Consider the following 16069-nt stretch of genomic DNA (forward strand, 5'->3'; position numbering starts at 1 on the left):
ATGAATTTGAGCGTGTAGGAGATGATAAAACTATTAAAATTGATGTGCGTATTATCGCTGCGACCAACCGCAATCTGAAGACTGAAGTCGATGCTGGGAGGTTTCGTGAAGATTTGTATTATCGCCTAAGTGTTTTTCCTATTGAAGTGCCGCCATTGCGAGAGCGCGTCAAAGATATCGGCCCTCTAGCAACCCATTTTCTTAATAGTATTTGTACAGAGCTAGGACATGACTCTTTATCATTAACCCAGCAACAGCTTGATGGCCTAAAGAAATATCATTGGCCGGGTAATATTAGAGAGCTTAAAAATGTCATTGAACGGGCAGTAATTCTCACAAAAGGTAGGCGGCTCAGGCTTGATCTTGCTATGCCAGACCATGTCGAAACAAAGAAAATCCAAGTATATACACCGCACTCCGAAGAATCAGAATTCGTTACAGATGCTGTTTTACGTGACAAAGAAAAAATAAACATGTATGCAGTCTTACGACACGCAGACTGGCGCATATCTGGCACAGACGGTGCAGCTGAGTTACTTGGCATCAAACCTTCTACATTTGCTTACAGGATGAAATTGTATGGAATTAAGAAGCCTGAATAATTTCAGCAATCTGCATCACTCGGTTAGTTTGCTGATAATATGTGCTGTCGCAATGGAATCATTCTGGTTAAGCAGCAGTTAGGTTTGCGCGGCTACTCCTGAGAAACATACGGCCGATAGTAAGAAAAATTCTTTGTTAACCAATCAATTATGCGTATAAAATGTTAAAATTTACGATTATATCTGGTCGAAATTGTAATTAAAAACGCTCACAGCCAGAGCGGCTCCCTTGTCCGATCTTGTCTTCAATTGGAATTCACTGTTGATTCCCGCTTCTCTGCTTACATTCAAACTATTCAAGATAATAAGCTTGGATCAATGGCCAGTTTTCTTAGTCATCATTTTGGCTAACATGCGAATGCCCATCCTAAAACTATTGATTGTCGAACGATCTAGTAGGACACATGGTTTTCCGGAAGATCTGCAGTAATATTTGACAGTCTGGAATGCTTCATGATTGATACAATCGACTGGACAAATAATCATATCAGCTGTCTTCTCCATAAGTAGAAATAAATTATTCAGTGTGTCATTTGAATCACCATGAAATGATATGAATGTACCGCCGAATTTTTTTACTATCTGATTATATTCTGGATAAAGTTTGATTCTTCCTCCCACGCATAGAATGGTTTTTCCAGTTAATGGATTGTCATAGTATCTGTCGGCTGGGTTGCCATAGTTTGTGCCGTCACTAATTTCTATTAAGGAAGATGATTTAATCAAAGGCGCCCAATCGATAATGCGAAAATCTCTAGTCGCAACTGAATGCTCTTTGACCAGTTTTTGTTTGAGATGTATCAAATTTTGCTTCAGTAGCTGCGCAAGTTTTACAAATCTTTGTAAAACTTTCCGATACGATAGTGAAGTATCTGTATATGCCGAAGTGGGGTAATGATAATGAGAAATAGTGCACGATGTGGTCATAGCAGCCTGCTTCTTGAGAAATTTCATAATAGAATCTCCTTCAAATTTTCAGCAAGTAAAAAAATGGCTGGCTGACCATAAAAAATGGGCTGGCTGGCTAAATGTACTGCTGGAGAAGGAAGAGGAACTCCAGCAGTATTGAGAACGCTATATCTGACTTTGTAGCCAGTTATGGATGCCGACCTTTTGCATGACCCCGAGCTGAGTTTCCAGCCAATCAATATGCTCTTCGGTATCTTCAAGAATATGCTCAAAGATTTCTCGGGATGCAAAGTCCTGGGTCGATTCACAGGCCGCTATTGCAGCTAGCAGAGTTACCCGCGATGTTGATTCAAGTTTTAGATCACAAGCGATACATTCTTCAGCAGTCTCACCAATCATTAGTTTTCCTAGATCTTGTAGGTTGGGTAAACCTTCCAGAAACAAAATTCTTTCAATCAGAAGATCAGCGTGCTTCATTTCTTCGCAGGATTCTTCAAACTCGTGTTTTCCGAGGCTCTCAAATCCCCAATTCTTGTACATGCGAGCATGCAGAAAATATTGGTTAATGGCTGTTAATTCATGTTGTAATTGCTGGTTTAGCCAGCGAATAATATCTACGTTACCTTTCATTTTTAGCTCCTAAGACAAATATTTTTATGTGGGCTGAATTCATTTGAAAAGATATTGCTCAGTTACAGTCAAATTGTTTATTGCTTGACATTATATTATGTGTCAAGAAATTGTTCTTAAATAAGAATTCCTATCATAAGCCCATGTCATGCATTCGCTTACCTTCATCACAGTTGAGAATGGTTTTTGTATGCGAACCGCTAATAACTACAAGTATTAATATACATGATCTGTGCTCACAATCCACTATTTGTTCAGGATTAACTTGCCGTTTCGTGTGCGTCGTAGTGTGTATTGTTCACCTTTATGCAATATAAAGACAACATCGCCATTTTTAAATAAGGAGTTGCTATCTATCCGTGCATTGAAGCTTGTTAGTTCCGATTGATGCGAATTTTTCGTCATCGATTGAGTTAGCGGTTGGGCGTTCATAATTAATATAAAGATGATAATGAGAATTGTTCTCATTATATAGATGTGCTGATAAAATGCAAGCGTAATCCAAAGTTAGAATTAAAGTACTATTGATTTCGATATTAACTGTCGGGAGACCAGCCATTGCAGCATTCAGCTGAACCTTATCTGATCAGGTTAATTTGTCATGAGAACTATATAGATAGTGTCTATTGACGCGAGTTGTTTTTTAAAAGTTTCACTTGCTACCAACGCCGCCGATAAATCGACTAATAAGGTGCTAAAATTCTCAGTAATCATGATCGAGCGGCGAAATTTCTATCGAATTCTTCACATTCAGCCTGATGCACCGATGACGATTGTTAAGGAAAGTTATTGGGTATTGATGCAAAAACTTGTGACGCATCCTGAACTGGCCAGTCCGGACTGGAATGTAAGTTTACTTAATCTTGCTTATAGTACGCTAGGGGATCCGCTCAAACGGGATGTATATGATCAAGAGTTATTAGATCGATATCATATTAAAATTCTTAGTCAGGGCGCATTAGGACCCAGTGTCAAGCTTGAAGCAGAGCAAAAGTATAGGGAACGTACGGATAGTTTGAATCAACGTAATTATTATCGCATTCTTCAAGTTCAACCTGATGCACCAATTACGACGATTAAGGCGAGTTATCAGATATTAAAAAAAGATTCTTTTCAAGATAAAGCATTGCTTGATGAAGCTTATCGAATTTTATCTGATCCGGCGGCGCGTATGCAGTATGACGCACTTTTAATGAGCAATTTACTTCGTGCTACGAAAGAAACAGCAAATAAGAAGACTAATCTACCCAGCTTGATCCCCGAATTAGACGCAGCAGAATACTCTGTCAAACCATATCGGACGATGATTACGCATTATTGTTTTTTCTGTAAGACGCCATATGTGCCGCAAACAGGCTTTTACCAAAGTGAAAGTTGTTTGGAATGTGCAAGCCCTCTGCTTCTATTGAATCATAAAAACATGGAGTCAACACGCCGCACTATGATGCGCATTCCAGTGAGGGGTGAGTTGGTTTTTTACTTGTTTTGGCCGGGTCGTCCGGTGCAAGGTGTTTTTCAAGATTTATCACCTGCAGGCATACGCTTTTTGACTGATGTGATACTGGATTTCAAGGACGTTATAAAAATCGACGCGCCGAATTTTCAAGCGGTAGCCGAGGTAACGCATAAACGACACGAGAGTCATGGAATTTCTGTGGGCACACGCTTTATTGCGGTAAAATTCGATCAACAACATGGCAACTTTGTCACATTGCAGGTTTAACAGGATATTGAATAGCTATTGGTATTAGAAACAAGCTCAGTCTGTTCATCATTAGGTTTAAACAGTTTGTCTCGCTTGTCTCTTCCTTACATATCGATTGCTACGAAAACATTCTTAACAACCGGTGGTTTTCGGTTGAGATAAGAATATGATTTTCTTCAAGTAATATGTAAATTTTAATGTCACGCGTCAAATTAAGTTAATCGGTATTTTAAAATAGGAAACCCCATTAGGTTCGACTGGCGGTAATTTCCCGCCTCTGATGTTTGTCTGTATCGATGGAAGTAACAAATTAGGCATTCCTAGCGTTGCATCGCGTGCATTGCGCATCTTTACAAATTCGTCTTCAGTAATTCCAACGTGGACATGAATGTTGTGCGCGCGTTGTTCAGCAACCGTACACTCCCACTCTGCCGGGCGATTGGTGGGAGGGTAATCGTGGCACATCAATAGGCGGGTTTCCGGTGGGAATGCCAGTATTTTTTGAATGGATTTAAACAGATGGCGTGCGTCGCCTCCGGGAAAATCTGCACGAGCAGTGCCAACATCCGGCATAAAAAGCGTATCACCCACAAAGATCACATCGTTGATTTGATATGCGATGTCGGCGGGTGTGTGGCCTGATACTGCAATGGTTTTAGCCGTAATTTTTCCGATCTGAAACGATTCGCCGTCAGCAAATAGATGGTCGAAATGATGACCGTCGGGTATGAATTCATCACCAAAGTTAAAAATCTTTTTGAATGTTTTCTGAACTGCGGGAATATTCTGGCCAATGCCGATTTTTCCACCTAGCCGATTTCTAAGATAATCGGCCGATGATAAATGATCCGCATGCGCATGTGTTTCTAAAATCCACTGCACCGAAAGGCGTTGATCTTGAATAAATGCAATTATTTTGTCAGCTATATGAGTAAAGGTTTTGCTGGCTTTGGGATCGTAATCCAGAACAGGATCAATTATGGCGCAGTAGCCTCCAGCTTCATCAAAAATAACATAACTGATGGTCTGTGTTACCGTATCAAAGAATGCTTCAATAGTGGGTTTCATATTATTCTCCGAGTTGTTTTTGAGGCTAAATTTCTGTTGAAAACATACAAATAGATATCATTATGTTTATATATATATCATAATAATGGAAACGATAGTATTATTTTCTCAGTATAGGGGGGCATATGAATTATCCGGACTTATTATCATGGCATGCAATGGCAGGGGGGCTAGCTATAGGTTTTGCGGTGACTTTGTTATTACTGTTTAATGGCCGTGTTGCCGGTATATCCGGAATTATAGGCGGTTTATTCCGCTTGCAAAGGGGGGATGTTAGTTGGCGCATCGCATTTATTTTAGGACTGGTTTTATCAGTCACTAGTTGGAAGTTTTTTTTCGCTCTGCCGGAGATACAAATTGAAACCAGTCATATGATGTTGATATTAGCTGGCTTATTGGTTGGTTTCGGTACAAGATTGGGATCTGGGTGCACGAGCGGTCATGGTGTTTGTGGATTATCGCGAGGATCTTCCCGTTCTTTTGTAGCAACAGCCCTATTTATAGTGACGGCTATGATGACGGTTTATTGGGTAAGACATGTGTTTACTAATTAGTTTAAGTAGCTGTGCGTAATGGAGGATATCAAATGGTTGGTTTGATGGCATGGGTGTCTGGAATTGTGTTCGGATTAGGAATTATTTTGTCCGGTATGGTTAATCCAGCAATCGTATTAGCTTTTCTTGATGTAACCGGTCGTTGGGACCCTTCATTGGCATGGGTGATGGTTGGTGCGGTGGCGGTGGGCTCTTTAGCTTTTGCCATTGCGAAGAAGCGGAAGAAAAGCTACTTAGGTGAATCAATGCAGATACCGGGTGTTACCAAAATTGATGCTCGGCTGATATTAGGTGGAATTGTGTTCGGGATCGGCTGGGGAATCGCTGGAATTTGCCCTGGACCAGCGTTAGTTCTGGTTGGATCCGGTAGCCTGGAGGCTATCATTTTTCTTGCGGCAATGTTATTGGGGATGGGGGTTTTCGAAGCTATTCAGCAGAAACATCAATAAGTTTACTGACAATTTCTATAAAATAAATTAGGATTAATATCCTTGTGATCATTGTTGAATTTCGAGGCCTCGAATAATTACTCTAAAATATGATAAAACATGAAGACACAATCAGCTTTAAACAGTATGACAACGTTGCATACATCGGCTGCGGATGCGTGTGCATTGCTGAAAATTCTCGCCAATGAAGATCGATTGCTCATTTTATGCGAACTTAGCCAAGGAACACGGAATGTGGGTGAATTGGAAGCATTATTGGGCATTCATCAACCCACCTTATCGCAGCAATTAACCGTACTGCGAGAAGAAAATCTGGTTTCGACAGAACGAAGAGGCAAGTACATTTACTATAGCTTAGCAAGCCTGGAGGCTATTCAAGTTATGGAGACGTTATTCAACCTTTACTGCAAGAAGCATTCCGCGTAAGAGGCTAAAGATTAGTTGCAGTGCTTATAGATCTTTTTGGAGAAGGATTCTATATAAACGGAAGTCGTAGCTAGGCTATTAAATTACAGGCTAATAAAGGAGAATAGGCATGCCCATTGATATTATTAAACTGGATCACACGTTTTCGGTGAGCGGTCAAATCAGCATTGATGACATCAATGAACTAGCGGCGGCTGGTTACAAGTCGATTATTTGTAATCGCCCGGACTATGAAGGCGGCGAGAATCAGCCGCATAGTGAAGAGCTGGAAGCAGTGGCTAAAACGCTAGGTATTGCCTTCGCTTATTTGCCTGTCAAGATGGGCTCGGTTCCTACCGAGCGTGTTAAAGCTTTTCAGAAACTGATGACTGAGTTGCCTAAACCGGTTTTGGCGTTTTGTAACTCCGGTAGACGCGCGACTGCTTTGCATGAGATGGCCCGGCAAAGCGCCAGTAATGATGTGAAGGCACAGGATTCAGTCTTTGACGCCTGTAATTGGGGGAATGCTTTCGATGTGGTCGTTATTGGTGGCGGTTCAGCTGGCATCGGAGTCACTGCTAGCCTACTCAAACGGCGACCAACGCTGCGTATTGCAATCATCGAACCCAGCAGTGAACATTATTATCAACCTGCCTGGACGCTGGTCGGGGGCGGTACATACGACATTGCGGAAACAGTGAAACCGATGGCAGATGTGATTCCCAGAAACGCAGAGTGGGTCCAGGCGGCCGCAGCTGTATTTGATCCGGAAAGCAACAAAGTGCGTCTGGATGATGGTCGAGTGATTGGCTACCGGCAGTTAATTGTTTGTCCTGGTATCCGCACAGCATGGGAAAAGGTTGAGGGATTGGAAGAAACGCTGGGTAAGAATGGCGTTACATCAAATTACCGTCATGATTTGGCGCCTTATACCTGGGAACTGGTGCGAGAACTTAAATCCGGGAAGGCAATTTTTACCCAGCCGCCCATGCCCATCAAATGCGCTGGTGCACCACAAAAAGCCATGTATCTTTCGTGCGATCACTGGCTGCAAACAGATTGTTTGGATAGCATAGACGTTGAGTTTGATACAGCAGGTGCCGTGTTGTTTGGTGTGGCTGATTTTGTGCCGCCTTTGATGGAGTATGTCAAACGCTACCATGCGAAATTGGTATTTAATTCCAACCTGGTCAAAGTGGACGGAACGCAAAAAATCGCCTACTTTGAAATTAAGGATGCTGATGGCACGATAGTACGCGAAGCAAAACCGTTCGATTTATTGCATGTGACGCCGCCACAAATGGCACCGGACTTTCTGCGTGATAGCCCTTTGGCGGACGCCAGCGGGTTTTGCAAGGTGAATGAAAAGACACTGCAACATACCGATTATTCGAATATATTTTCTCTGGGGGACGCTTGTTCTTCGCCCAATGCGAAAACTGCAGCCGCCGCCCGAAAGCAAATTGTTGTTGTGGCCGAGAATCTGTTGGCTGAAAAAGAAGACCGGGAATTTACCGCTTCTTACGACGGCTATGGCGCATGTCCGCTGACTGTGGAAAATGGCAAGGTAATCCTGGCTGAATTTGGTTTTGGCGGAAAGCTACTGCCCACCTTCCCATTTAATCCAACCGCACCGAGTAAGCTCTATTGGTTTTTCAAGCAGACTGTTTTTCCATGGATTTACTGGAATGGCATGTTAAAAGGCAAGGAATGGCTTGCTCATCCTCGCAAGTCACGCTGAGTTAGCGTGATTTTGCTAACCAGCATACTGCTTGGCGCCGGTGCCGGCGCTGTGCTTGCGCTAACCGGTGCGGGCGGAACGATCATCGCAGTACCCTTACTCATCTTCGGGTTGCATTTCACGGTTGCCGAATCCGCTCCGATCGCCTTGCTCGCAGTATGCCTGTCATCAGCCATTGGCGCGCTCATTGCGCTGCGGCAGGGAAAAGTGCGTTACCGCGCGGCGGGATTTATAGCAGTTACCGGAATATTGGTGGCGCCCGCCGGGATTTGGCTGGCGCAGAAGCTGCCGAATGCACCTTTGACAGTGTTATTTGCATTGGTTTTGTTTTATGTTGCTGTCAATATGTTGCGACACAGCACGCAGCCGATGGCTGAAGAAAGGAATGCGGCAGATCTGCAATCTGACTCTGCTGCAATTCCCTGCCGTTTGGAATACGAACGAGGTCGTTTAATTTGGGGCTGGCCGTGCGTTCGAGCGCTGGGCTATTCAGGCATTGCAACCGGATTTATATCAGGGCTGCTGGGCGTCGGCGGTGGTTTTGTGGTTGTGCCGGCGTTGAAAAGAGCAACCAATCTTCCAATGAAATCCATACTGGCCACATCGCTGGCCGTCATTGCACTTATCTCAGGTATCGGCGTTGCGTCGGCAACTTTTCTGGGCGGGATGAATTGGCCTGTTGCACTGCCATTTGCTGCCGGAGCATTGGCAGGCATGTTGATAGGACGTGGCATTGCCGATTATCTTGCGGGGCCGAAATTACAACAGGGATTTGCCGTTGTCTCGATGGGCATAGCGGTTTGGATGATTGTTCGGTTATTTTGGATCAGCTAGCTTGTAATAGCTCAAGCTAGATCTGAAAACTGCAAGAATTAATCTCCATTTAATCTGATGCTGAATGACTGAGTTCGCTCTACGAAGTAGAGCGGCAGCATATTAAACGCCGCTGTCTCATGTTTTATAGGTCACGAAAAGCTTTACAGAACTTCTCGAGCACCATTTTCAACGGGATCAACGCAGGTCAAAGCGATCGAGGGTCATTACCTTGACCCATGCATCAACAAAGTCACGGACAAACTTCTCTTGTGCATCGTCAGCTGCATAGACTTCTGCGACAGCACGCAGCTCCGAGTTCGACCCGAAAATAAGATCAACAGGGGTGGCAGTCCATTTGAGTGCCCCTGTCTCGCGATTACGACCCTCATAGATACTTTCGGACGTGGACGATTTCGCCCACTGCGTTGACATGTTGAGCAGGTTCACGAAGAAATCATTGCTCAACGTTCCAAGTCGATCGGTAAGCACACCCTGTCCAGATTGTCCGGCATTTGCATTCAGGGCCCGCATACCACCGACCAGAACGGTCATTTCAGGAATCGTCAGGGTCAGCAAGCTCGCCCGATCAATCAGCATTTCCGTCGGTGAACTACGATTACCCTTGCTGAAGTAATTGCGGAAACCGTCTGCGGTCGGTTCGAGCACAGCAAAAGAATGAATATCGGTATACTCTTGCGATGCGTCCGTGCGTCCCGGTGTGAAGGGAACCTGTACGTCGTAGCCGGCTTTCTTTGCCGCCTGTTCAATGGCTGCAGAACCGCCCAGAATGATCAGATCGGCGAGTGATACTTGCTTTGCGCCCGATTGCGCGCGATTGAAGTTTTTCTGGATGTCCTCCAGGTGCTTAAGCACCTTCGCCAGTTCATCCGGATTATTGACATCCCAATTTTTCTGTGGCTCAAGGCGAATGCGCGCCCCGTTCGCCCCACCGCGCATGTCGGTGCCGCGGAAAGTGGAGGCCGACGCCCAAGCGGTTCTGACAAGTTCGGAGACGGTTAGCCCCGATGCAAGAACCTCGGACTTCAGCTTTGCGATATCCTGTGCGTTAATCAAGTCGTGATCGATCGCAGGAACGGGATCTTGCCAAAGCAGTTCTTCAGCAGGAACCTCAGTGCCAAGATAGCGTGCACGCGGACCCATGTCGCGGTGCGTCAGCTTGTACCATGCTTTGGCGAAGGCGAGTTCGAATTCCTTTGGGTTCTCCTGGAAGCGCTGCGCAATCTTCCGATAACTCGGATCGAATTTTAACGAAAGGTCGGTCGTGAACATAATAGGCGCATGCCGCTTTGACGGATCGTGAGCATCCGGCACGAGGTTTGATGCGCCCTTATTATCAGGAACCCACTGGATCGCACCCGCAGGACTCTTCGTCTGCACCCACTCAAAGGCGAATAGGTAGGTTAGATATTGCGAGGTCCAGGCCGCCGGACTGGCAGTCCATGCACCTTCCAGACCGCTTGTGATCGTGTCGCCAGCATTGCCGCTGCCACATTTATTCTGCCAGCCGAGGCCTTGCTGCTCGATGTCTGCCGCTGCGGGCTCGGGACCCAAGCACTTGGACGGGTCGGCTGCGCCATGGGCTTTACCGAACGTGTGCCCACCGGCGATGAGTGCAACGGTCTCTTCATCGTTCATCGCCATGCGGCTGAACGTGTCGCGAATGTCCTGCGCTGCCGCGAGCGGGTCTGGGTTGCCATTCGGCCCCTCTGGATTAACGTAAATCAGACCCATCTGAACAGCAGCGAGCGGTTTCTCCAGTTGCTTGTCACCACTGTAACGCTCATCCGCGAGAAACTTGGATTCAGGCCCCCAGTAGATCAGATCAGGCTCCCAATCGTCCTTACGTCCGCCGGCAAAACCAAAAGTCTTAAAACCCATGGATTCCAGCGCGACATTTCCCGTCAGAACCATCAGATCGGCCCATGAAATTTTCCGACCGTATTTCTGCTTGATAGGCCAAAGTAACCGCCGCGCCTTGTCGAGGTTAGCATTGTCAGGCCAGCTGTTAAGCGGTTCGAATCGTTGTTGGCCGCCGCCAGCGCCGCCGCGTCCGTCACCCATACGGTACGTACCTGCGCTGTGCCAGGCCATGCGAATAAAAAATGGCCCATAGTGACCATAGTCTGCTGGCCACCAATCCTGTGACGTCGTCATCAGCGTCTCGATGTCCTTCTTCAGGGCATTGAGGTCGAGACTTTTAAACGCCTCAGCGTAGTTGAAATTTTCGCCCATTGGATCGGATTCAGCAGCGTGCTGGCGAAGAGGACTGAGGTTCAGTGTTTCAGGCCACCAGTACTGGTTCGATTTGGGTTCACTTTGAGCAAAAGCAGAACTTGATAGCCCTAACGGAGATATTGCTAACGCTATTACAGCAAGTAAAGGTATCGTTTGTTTGAACATTGGAATCCCCTCTTTTTCGTAAAAATTTGGAGTACATATCAAATAATATACCCCAAATTAATAAGGTTAAGGAAAGGAAAATGAATAAAAAACATAGAGCAGCAACAGGAAATCTTAAACTTACGATTCCCCGTGGTCTTGCCACGGGGCTGTTTATTGCTAATCAGCATACGGCTTGGCGCCTGTACTTGCACTGACCGATGCGGGCGGAACGATCATCGCAGTTACCGGCATATTGGTGGCGCCCGCCGGGATATGGCTGAAGAAAGTAATTTGGGGCTGGCCGTGCGTACGAGCGCTGGGCTATTCAGGCATTGCAACCGGATTTATATCAGGGCTGCTGGGTGTCGATGGTGGTTTTGTAGTTGTTCCGGCGCTGAAAAGAGCAACCAATCTTCCGATGCAATCCATATTGGCCACATCGCTGGCCGTCATTGCGCTTATCTCAGGTATCGGCGTTGCATCGGCAATTTTTCTGGGCGGGATGAATTGGCCTGTTGCACTGCCATTTGCTGCCGGAGCATTAATAGGCATGTTGATAGGACGTGGCATTGCCGATTATCTTGCGGAGCCGGAATTACAACAAGGATTTGCTGTCGTTTCAATGGGCATAGCGGTGTGGATGATTGTGTGGTTATTTTGGATGAGTTAGTTTGTAACTTGTGGGCGGTCTCTCTCGACGAAATGGCTAGGTGCGTGACTGCTAGCCATGACTTGGGGTTTCCTCATTCTTCGGTGACGATTTTTCTCGGACTGTCACACGACATCGGATTGGCGTTTTGGCAAGCGCATGAATGAGCTCAACGTACAAACGACCTTTTGCCATCTCCGATACATCTTCAGTCTGTAATCCTGTACCTGTCCAAATCTTTCCCGGCTCTAGAACGTACGGTAGGGGTTGATTGGGGAGATGGTCAACAATTATCCAGCTCTGTGATGGTCGTCGCCTGATGTATGCCAACCAAGACGGATAAAGCTGCATTGTCATGTGGGTGATCGTAGTTGCGCGACTACTCATGTTGATGGCCCGAAGAATCATTAGCTCTTTGCCCTCAAGCTCGGGAATGTTGAAACTGCACATCCCCGTTGCAAGGTGAACATCGAGCTTCGCTTGGTGCTCTGCATACCATTTCACTCCATCCCAGAGCAGCACTATCGTTGCAACGACTGCACCATATACGGCGACAGGATCCATTGTTATCTCAGAAGTTTCTTTCTTGACAAAATCGACCACATTTCAGAACGGGAGCTCCTGAAATGACATCTAACAAGCAATTATATAGTCCCCGTATATTTTTCATACTTTTTGTTTGAACAGCGACAAAGTTGATTCGGCCGGAAGCGGTTATTTCATTCACGCTAATCGCCAGTACTTTCTCAGTCTGCTTGCAGCAAATGACTGATCTAACCACTCAGTTGAGCATGATTTCACGAAGCTTTTCCTCGAGCGGGGGGCGCAAGCCCATTTTGCGCGCCTCTTCAATGGCTACTTCCGGTTCAACGCCTTTGGTAATGCGATAACTGGCCCACATGGCGCCTGCGCGGTTACCGGATCCACAATGAATCAAGACCGGCTTTGGGGTTGATTCAATTATTTTGGTGAATTCCGCCACCTGTTCCTTCGTTATCCCCGCAACCGTGGTTGGAATGTTGAAGTACATCATGCCAGCCCTGTCGACCAATGCTTTTTCCTCGGCAGTTCCTTCATTTCTAGTGCGTAAGTCAATAACGGCTTTAAAACCGGTGGCAGCCAGTGCTTGCGTGCCGCCATCGCTGATCATTCCTGAAATGGCGATTTGTTCTGTAGCGCGACTGTAGTTTTGTACCTCGATGACCTGATGTCCAAACGGTACGCGGCCGGATGCTTGTGCCAAGGTGGTAAACAGGATGGCCATCAGTGCCATCAGAATGATAGAGTATTTCATGGAAAGCCCCATTTGCTATGTTAAGGTGAAAAAATGATTTCCATTGTAGCTGTACTGGATAAACAAATACAAATTATTCCTGATAACCTTGCTCGTCGGCTTCTTGCGCCAAAGGAAAAAAATGATGTTGTATGATTCCAATTTGATTGTTGATAAAACACCCGCATGGCATAACTATTCAGCGGAGCAGGTTGTGCAGGAACTTGCAACCGATCAGAGTGGTTTATCACAATCGGAAGTAAAACTTCGTATGGAAAAGTATGGCGCAAATCGCTTAAAACCGCCCAAATCCGAAAGTGTGGTCATCCGTTTTTTGCTGCAATTTCATAATGTGCTGATTTATATCTTGTTGGGCGCGTCCATTGCGACAGCATTGCTGGAGCACTGGGTAGATAGCGGCGTTATTTTGGGTGTGGTCATTATTAACGCCGTCATCGGTTTTATCCAGGAAGGCAAAGCGGAAAAAGCGCTGAATGCAATCCGACGCATGCTGTCGCTCAACGCGATTGTATTGCGTGCAGGGCAACGAGCGCAAATTCCGGCGGAACAATTGGTGCCGGGTGATATTGTGTTGTTGCAATCCGGCGACAAGGTGCCTGCTGATATACGGTTGCTCAGTTGTAAAAATCTGCGTATCGAAGAGGCTGCGTTAACCGGCGAATCCGTGGCAGTCGAAAAATCGATTCCAGCGGTTGATGCCGTGACAGCGATCGGAGACCGTTTCTGCATGGCGTACTCGGGTACGCTGGTGGTTTACGGTCAAGGAATGGGCGTTGTGGTTGCCACCGGTCAGGATACCGAGATTGGGCGTATCAGCCAGATGATCGCGCAAGTCGATAAGCTGGTTTCACCGCTATTGCGGCAAATGGCAATTTTTGGCCGTTGGCTGACAATTGCAATCTTACTTCTGGCTGTGAGCATATTTGTTTATGGCTTTTTGCTGCATGATTATCCCTTGGGCGAGATCTTCATGGCCGCGGTGAGCATGGCCATCGCCGCAATTCCGGAAGGATTGCCGGCCATCATGACAATTACGCTGGCGCTGGGGGTGCAGAATATGGCGCGGCGCAGTGCCATTGTACGCAGATTGCCCGCAGTGGAAACGCTGGGTGCGGTAACCGTTATCTGTACGGATAAGACCGGCACACTGACGCGTAATGAAATGACCGTGCAAAGCATCATTACTGCGCATGATCAGTTGCAAGTCGGTGGCGTAGGTTACGCGCCAGAGGGCGGCTTTAGCCGGGATGGAAAGGAAGTTGCGATTACTGATTATGCCGATATGCTGGAATTGTTCCGGGCCGGATTGCTCTGTAATGATGCGTCGCTATGCCAGCGTGGTGAAATATGGGAAATACAGGGCGATCCGACCGAAGGCGCGCTTATCACGTTGGCAATGAAAGCAGATCTGGATTCGGTTTTTGAGCAGAAAGCATTGCCGCGCACGGATGTGATTCCTTTTGAATCGGAACACCGCTTCATGGCAACGCTGCATCATGATCATGCCGGGCAGGGCCTGATTTATGTCAAAGGCGCGCCGGAAAAAGTGCTGGCCATGTGCAGCCATCAACGCATCGAGGGGAAAGATCAGCCGATTCAATCTGATTTCTGGCATGACGCGATAAGCGCAGCCAGTGAAACCGGTCAGCGCATACTTGCGATGGCCAGTCGCAGGGCGCAGGAAAAGCAGCAAACACTGGCACTCTCAGATGCTGAAGCGGGATTTACCCTGCTTGGATTGGTGGGTATTATCGATCCTCCGCGCGAGGAGGCCATCACCGCCGTGCAGCAATGCCATGCGGCCGGCATTCAGGTCAAAATGATCACCGGCGATCATCGTATTACCGCCTGTGCGATCGGCGCAAAATTAGGGATTGGGGATGGCCAGCGCGCGATCACGGGTGTTGAGCTGGACAAGATGGATGATGCGCAATTGCGTCAGGTTGCAGTAGATGTGGAGATTTTTGCCCGCGCAAATCCCGAACATAAGCTGCGGCTGGTGACAGCTTTACAGGAGAACGGCGCAGTTGTCGCGATGACGGGAGATGGCGTGAATGATGCCCCAGCGCTAAAACGTGCCGATATTGGCGTTGCGATGGGACATAAGGGTACCGAGGTTGCAAAAGAAGCCGCAGAGATGGTGTTGACGGACGATAACTTTGCTTCGATTACGCACGCCGTGGAGGAAGGTCGCACAGTCTACGATAATATCCGTAAAACGGTTGTTTATATCATTCCAACCAGTGGTGGCGAAGCGGGCATCCTGATACTCGCCATCATTCTGGGTATGGCTTTACCCATTACGCCGGTACAGATTTTATGGATCAATATGGTGACGACGGTAACGTTGGCGATTTCACTTTCGTTCGAGCGGCCGGAAAGCGGGGTGATGTCACGCCCGCCGCATGATCCCAATGCATCCATTTTGTCAGGATTTCTGGTGTGGCGCATTGTCTTTGTTTCTTTATTAATGATCAGTGGCAGCTTTGCGCTCTACATCTGGGAAACCATGCAAGGATCCAGTGTTGAGTGGGGTCGGACAGTGGTGGTGAATACGCTGGTGATGTGTGAAATCGTTTATTTGTTCAATTGCCGCTATTTGGTGGCTTCCGTTTATTCGCGCCAAGGTTTTTTGGGTAATCGTTATGTTTTATTGGCGATCGGTTTGTTACTGGTACTGCAGCTACTGTTTACCTATTCGCCAATTATGCAGCAATTGTTTGGCACAGCGGCGCTGGATGCTGCGGCTTGGGGGCGAATCATTGTTGTTAGCATAGTTTTATTTCTGCTGATTGAACTGGAGAAATTCTTGTTAAGGAAGCGAGGTATTAAGAACTTGTAAAT

At 46.7% G+C, this 16069-nt stretch carries 16 protein-coding genes; 9 read left to right on the forward strand and 7 right to left on the reverse strand.

What is annotated here, in order from left to right; translation table 11 throughout:
• The coding region (locus K2Q13_RS01760) for a sigma 54-interacting transcriptional regulator (protein WP_292918934.1) at positions 1–602 on the forward strand (602 nt) is incomplete at its 5' end.
• A gap of 315 nt (positions 603–917) precedes the next feature.
• Here the strand turns inward: K2Q13_RS01760 and K2Q13_RS01765 are convergent.
• The 3 genes from K2Q13_RS01765 to K2Q13_RS01775 form a co-directional block, all read right to left on the reverse strand.
• Positions 918–1556, reverse strand: coding sequence for a DUF2325 domain-containing protein (locus tag K2Q13_RS01765; RefSeq protein ID WP_292918935.1), 639 nt, complete (start codon positions 1554–1556; stop codon positions 918–920).
• A 120-nt stretch (positions 1557–1676) separates the two neighbouring features.
• Positions 1677–2141: a bacterioferritin gene (bfr, locus tag K2Q13_RS01770; RefSeq protein WP_292918936.1), complete on the reverse strand. Its 465-nt coding sequence runs from the start codon at positions 2139–2141 to the stop codon at positions 1677–1679.
• Between the two features lie 246 nt (positions 2142–2387).
• Positions 2388–2609, reverse strand: a complete 222-nt coding sequence (locus tag K2Q13_RS01775; RefSeq protein ID WP_365725022.1) for a hemin uptake protein HemP — start codon at positions 2607–2609, stop codon at positions 2388–2390.
• A gap of 244 nt (positions 2610–2853) precedes the next feature.
• Here K2Q13_RS01775 and K2Q13_RS01780 point away from each other — a divergent pair, with 244 nt between their 5' ends.
• Positions 2854–3864, forward strand: a complete 1011-nt coding sequence (locus K2Q13_RS01780; protein WP_292918938.1) for a molecular chaperone DnaJ — start codon at positions 2854–2856, stop codon at positions 3862–3864.
• Positions 3865–4053: 189 nt separating this feature from the next.
• On the opposite strand, the gene K2Q13_RS01785 is transcribed toward K2Q13_RS01780, so the two are convergent.
• Entirely contained in the window at positions 4054–4914 is an 861-nt protein-coding gene (locus tag K2Q13_RS01785) for an MBL fold metallo-hydrolase (protein ID WP_292918939.1), read from the reverse strand.
• Positions 4915–5039: 125 nt separating this feature from the next.
• On the opposite strand from K2Q13_RS01785, the gene K2Q13_RS01790 reads away from it, so the two are divergent.
• The 5 genes from K2Q13_RS01790 (at position 5040) to K2Q13_RS01810 (ending at position 8897) form a co-directional block, all read left to right on the forward strand.
• Complete coding sequence (locus K2Q13_RS01790) at positions 5040–5468, forward strand: YeeE/YedE family protein (RefSeq protein ID WP_292918940.1); 429 nt, start codon at positions 5040–5042, stop codon at positions 5466–5468.
• A gap of 32 nt (positions 5469–5500) precedes the next feature.
• On the forward strand, positions 5501–5917 hold the full coding sequence (locus K2Q13_RS01795) for a YeeE/YedE family protein (RefSeq protein ID WP_292918941.1): 417 nt from the start codon (positions 5501–5503) through the stop codon (positions 5915–5917).
• Positions 5918–6016: 99 nt separating this feature from the next.
• The gene (locus K2Q13_RS01800) at positions 6017–6343 is read left to right on the forward strand and encodes a metalloregulator ArsR/SmtB family transcription factor (RefSeq protein WP_292918942.1); all 327 of its coding nucleotides are present in this window, start codon (positions 6017–6019) and stop codon (positions 6341–6343) included.
• A gap of 109 nt (positions 6344–6452) precedes the next feature.
• A complete protein-coding gene (locus tag K2Q13_RS01805; protein WP_292918943.1) occupies positions 6453–8063 on the forward strand; it encodes a bifunctional protein tyrosine phosphatase family protein/NAD(P)/FAD-dependent oxidoreductase in 1611 nt (536 codons plus the stop codon).
• Between the two features lie 6 nt (positions 8064–8069).
• The gene (locus K2Q13_RS01810; RefSeq protein ID WP_292918944.1) at positions 8070–8897 is read left to right on the forward strand and encodes a sulfite exporter TauE/SafE family protein; all 828 of its coding nucleotides are present in this window, start codon (positions 8070–8072) and stop codon (positions 8895–8897) included.
• 177 nt (positions 8898–9074) lie between these two features.
• Here the strand turns inward: K2Q13_RS01810 and katG are convergent, their stop codons facing one another.
• A complete protein-coding gene (katG, locus tag K2Q13_RS01815) occupies positions 9075–11300 on the reverse strand; it encodes a catalase/peroxidase HPI (RefSeq protein WP_292918945.1) in 2226 nt (741 codons plus the stop codon).
• Positions 11301–11475: 175 nt separating this feature from the next.
• Between katG and K2Q13_RS01820 the strand changes: the two genes are divergently transcribed.
• A complete protein-coding gene (locus K2Q13_RS01820) occupies positions 11476–11952 on the forward strand; it encodes a sulfite exporter TauE/SafE family protein (protein ID WP_292918946.1) in 477 nt (158 codons plus the stop codon).
• 51 nt (positions 11953–12003) lie between these two features.
• On the opposite strand, the gene K2Q13_RS01825 is transcribed toward K2Q13_RS01820, so the two are convergent.
• Entirely contained in the window at positions 12004–12318 is a 315-nt protein-coding gene (locus K2Q13_RS01825) for a hypothetical protein (RefSeq protein ID WP_292918947.1), read from the reverse strand.
• Between the two features lie 394 nt (positions 12319–12712).
• Positions 12713–13225: a protein tyrosine phosphatase family protein gene (locus tag K2Q13_RS01830; RefSeq protein WP_292918948.1), complete on the reverse strand. Its 513-nt coding sequence runs from the start codon at positions 13223–13225 to the stop codon at positions 12713–12715.
• A gap of 124 nt (positions 13226–13349) precedes the next feature.
• On the opposite strand from K2Q13_RS01830, the gene K2Q13_RS01835 reads away from it, so the two are divergent.
• Complete coding sequence (locus tag K2Q13_RS01835) at positions 13350–16067, forward strand: cation-transporting P-type ATPase (RefSeq protein WP_292919033.1); 2718 nt, start codon at positions 13350–13352, stop codon at positions 16065–16067.
• The last annotated feature ends 2 nt before the right edge of the window (positions 16068–16069 follow it).

Origin of the sequence: Nitrosomonas sp. (assembly GCF_019752095.1) — a bacterium.
Classification (GTDB): Bacteria; Pseudomonadota; Gammaproteobacteria; order Burkholderiales; family Nitrosomonadaceae; genus Nitrosomonas.

Coding starts and splice junctions, on each gene's coding strand:
- K2Q13_RS01775 (WP_365725022.1), bottom strand. CDS start 2,609: ATGAGAACAATTCTCATTATCATCTTTATATTAATTATGAACGCCCAA.
- K2Q13_RS01830 (WP_292918948.1), bottom strand. CDS start 13,225: ATGAAATACTCTATCATTCTGATGGCACTGATGGCCATCCTGTTTACC.
- K2Q13_RS01825 (WP_292918947.1), bottom strand. CDS start 12,318: ATGAGTAGTCGCGCAACTACGATCACCCACATGACAATGCAGCTTTAT.
- K2Q13_RS01805 (WP_292918943.1), top strand. CDS start 6,453: ATGCCCATTGATATTATTAAACTGGATCACACGTTTTCGGTGAGCGGT.
- K2Q13_RS01795 (WP_292918941.1), top strand. CDS start 5,501: ATGGTTGGTTTGATGGCATGGGTGTCTGGAATTGTGTTCGGATTAGGA.
- K2Q13_RS01835 (WP_292919033.1), top strand. CDS start 13,350: ATGTTGTATGATTCCAATTTGATTGTTGATAAAACACCCGCATGGCAT.
- katG (WP_292918945.1), bottom strand. CDS start 11,300: ATGTTCAAACAAACGATACCTTTACTTGCTGTAATAGCGTTAGCAATA.
- K2Q13_RS01780 (WP_292918938.1), top strand. CDS start 2,854: ATGATCGAGCGGCGAAATTTCTATCGAATTCTTCACATTCAGCCTGAT.
- K2Q13_RS01790 (WP_292918940.1), top strand. CDS start 5,040: ATGAATTATCCGGACTTATTATCATGGCATGCAATGGCAGGGGGGCTA.
- K2Q13_RS01765 (WP_292918935.1), bottom strand. CDS start 1,556: ATGAAATTTCTCAAGAAGCAGGCTGCTATGACCACATCGTGCACTATT.
- K2Q13_RS01785 (WP_292918939.1), bottom strand. CDS start 4,914: ATGAAACCCACTATTGAAGCATTCTTTGATACGGTAACACAGACCATC.
- bfr (WP_292918936.1), bottom strand. CDS start 2,141: ATGAAAGGTAACGTAGATATTATTCGCTGGCTAAACCAGCAATTACAA.
- K2Q13_RS01800 (WP_292918942.1), top strand. CDS start 6,017: ATGAAGACACAATCAGCTTTAAACAGTATGACAACGTTGCATACATCG.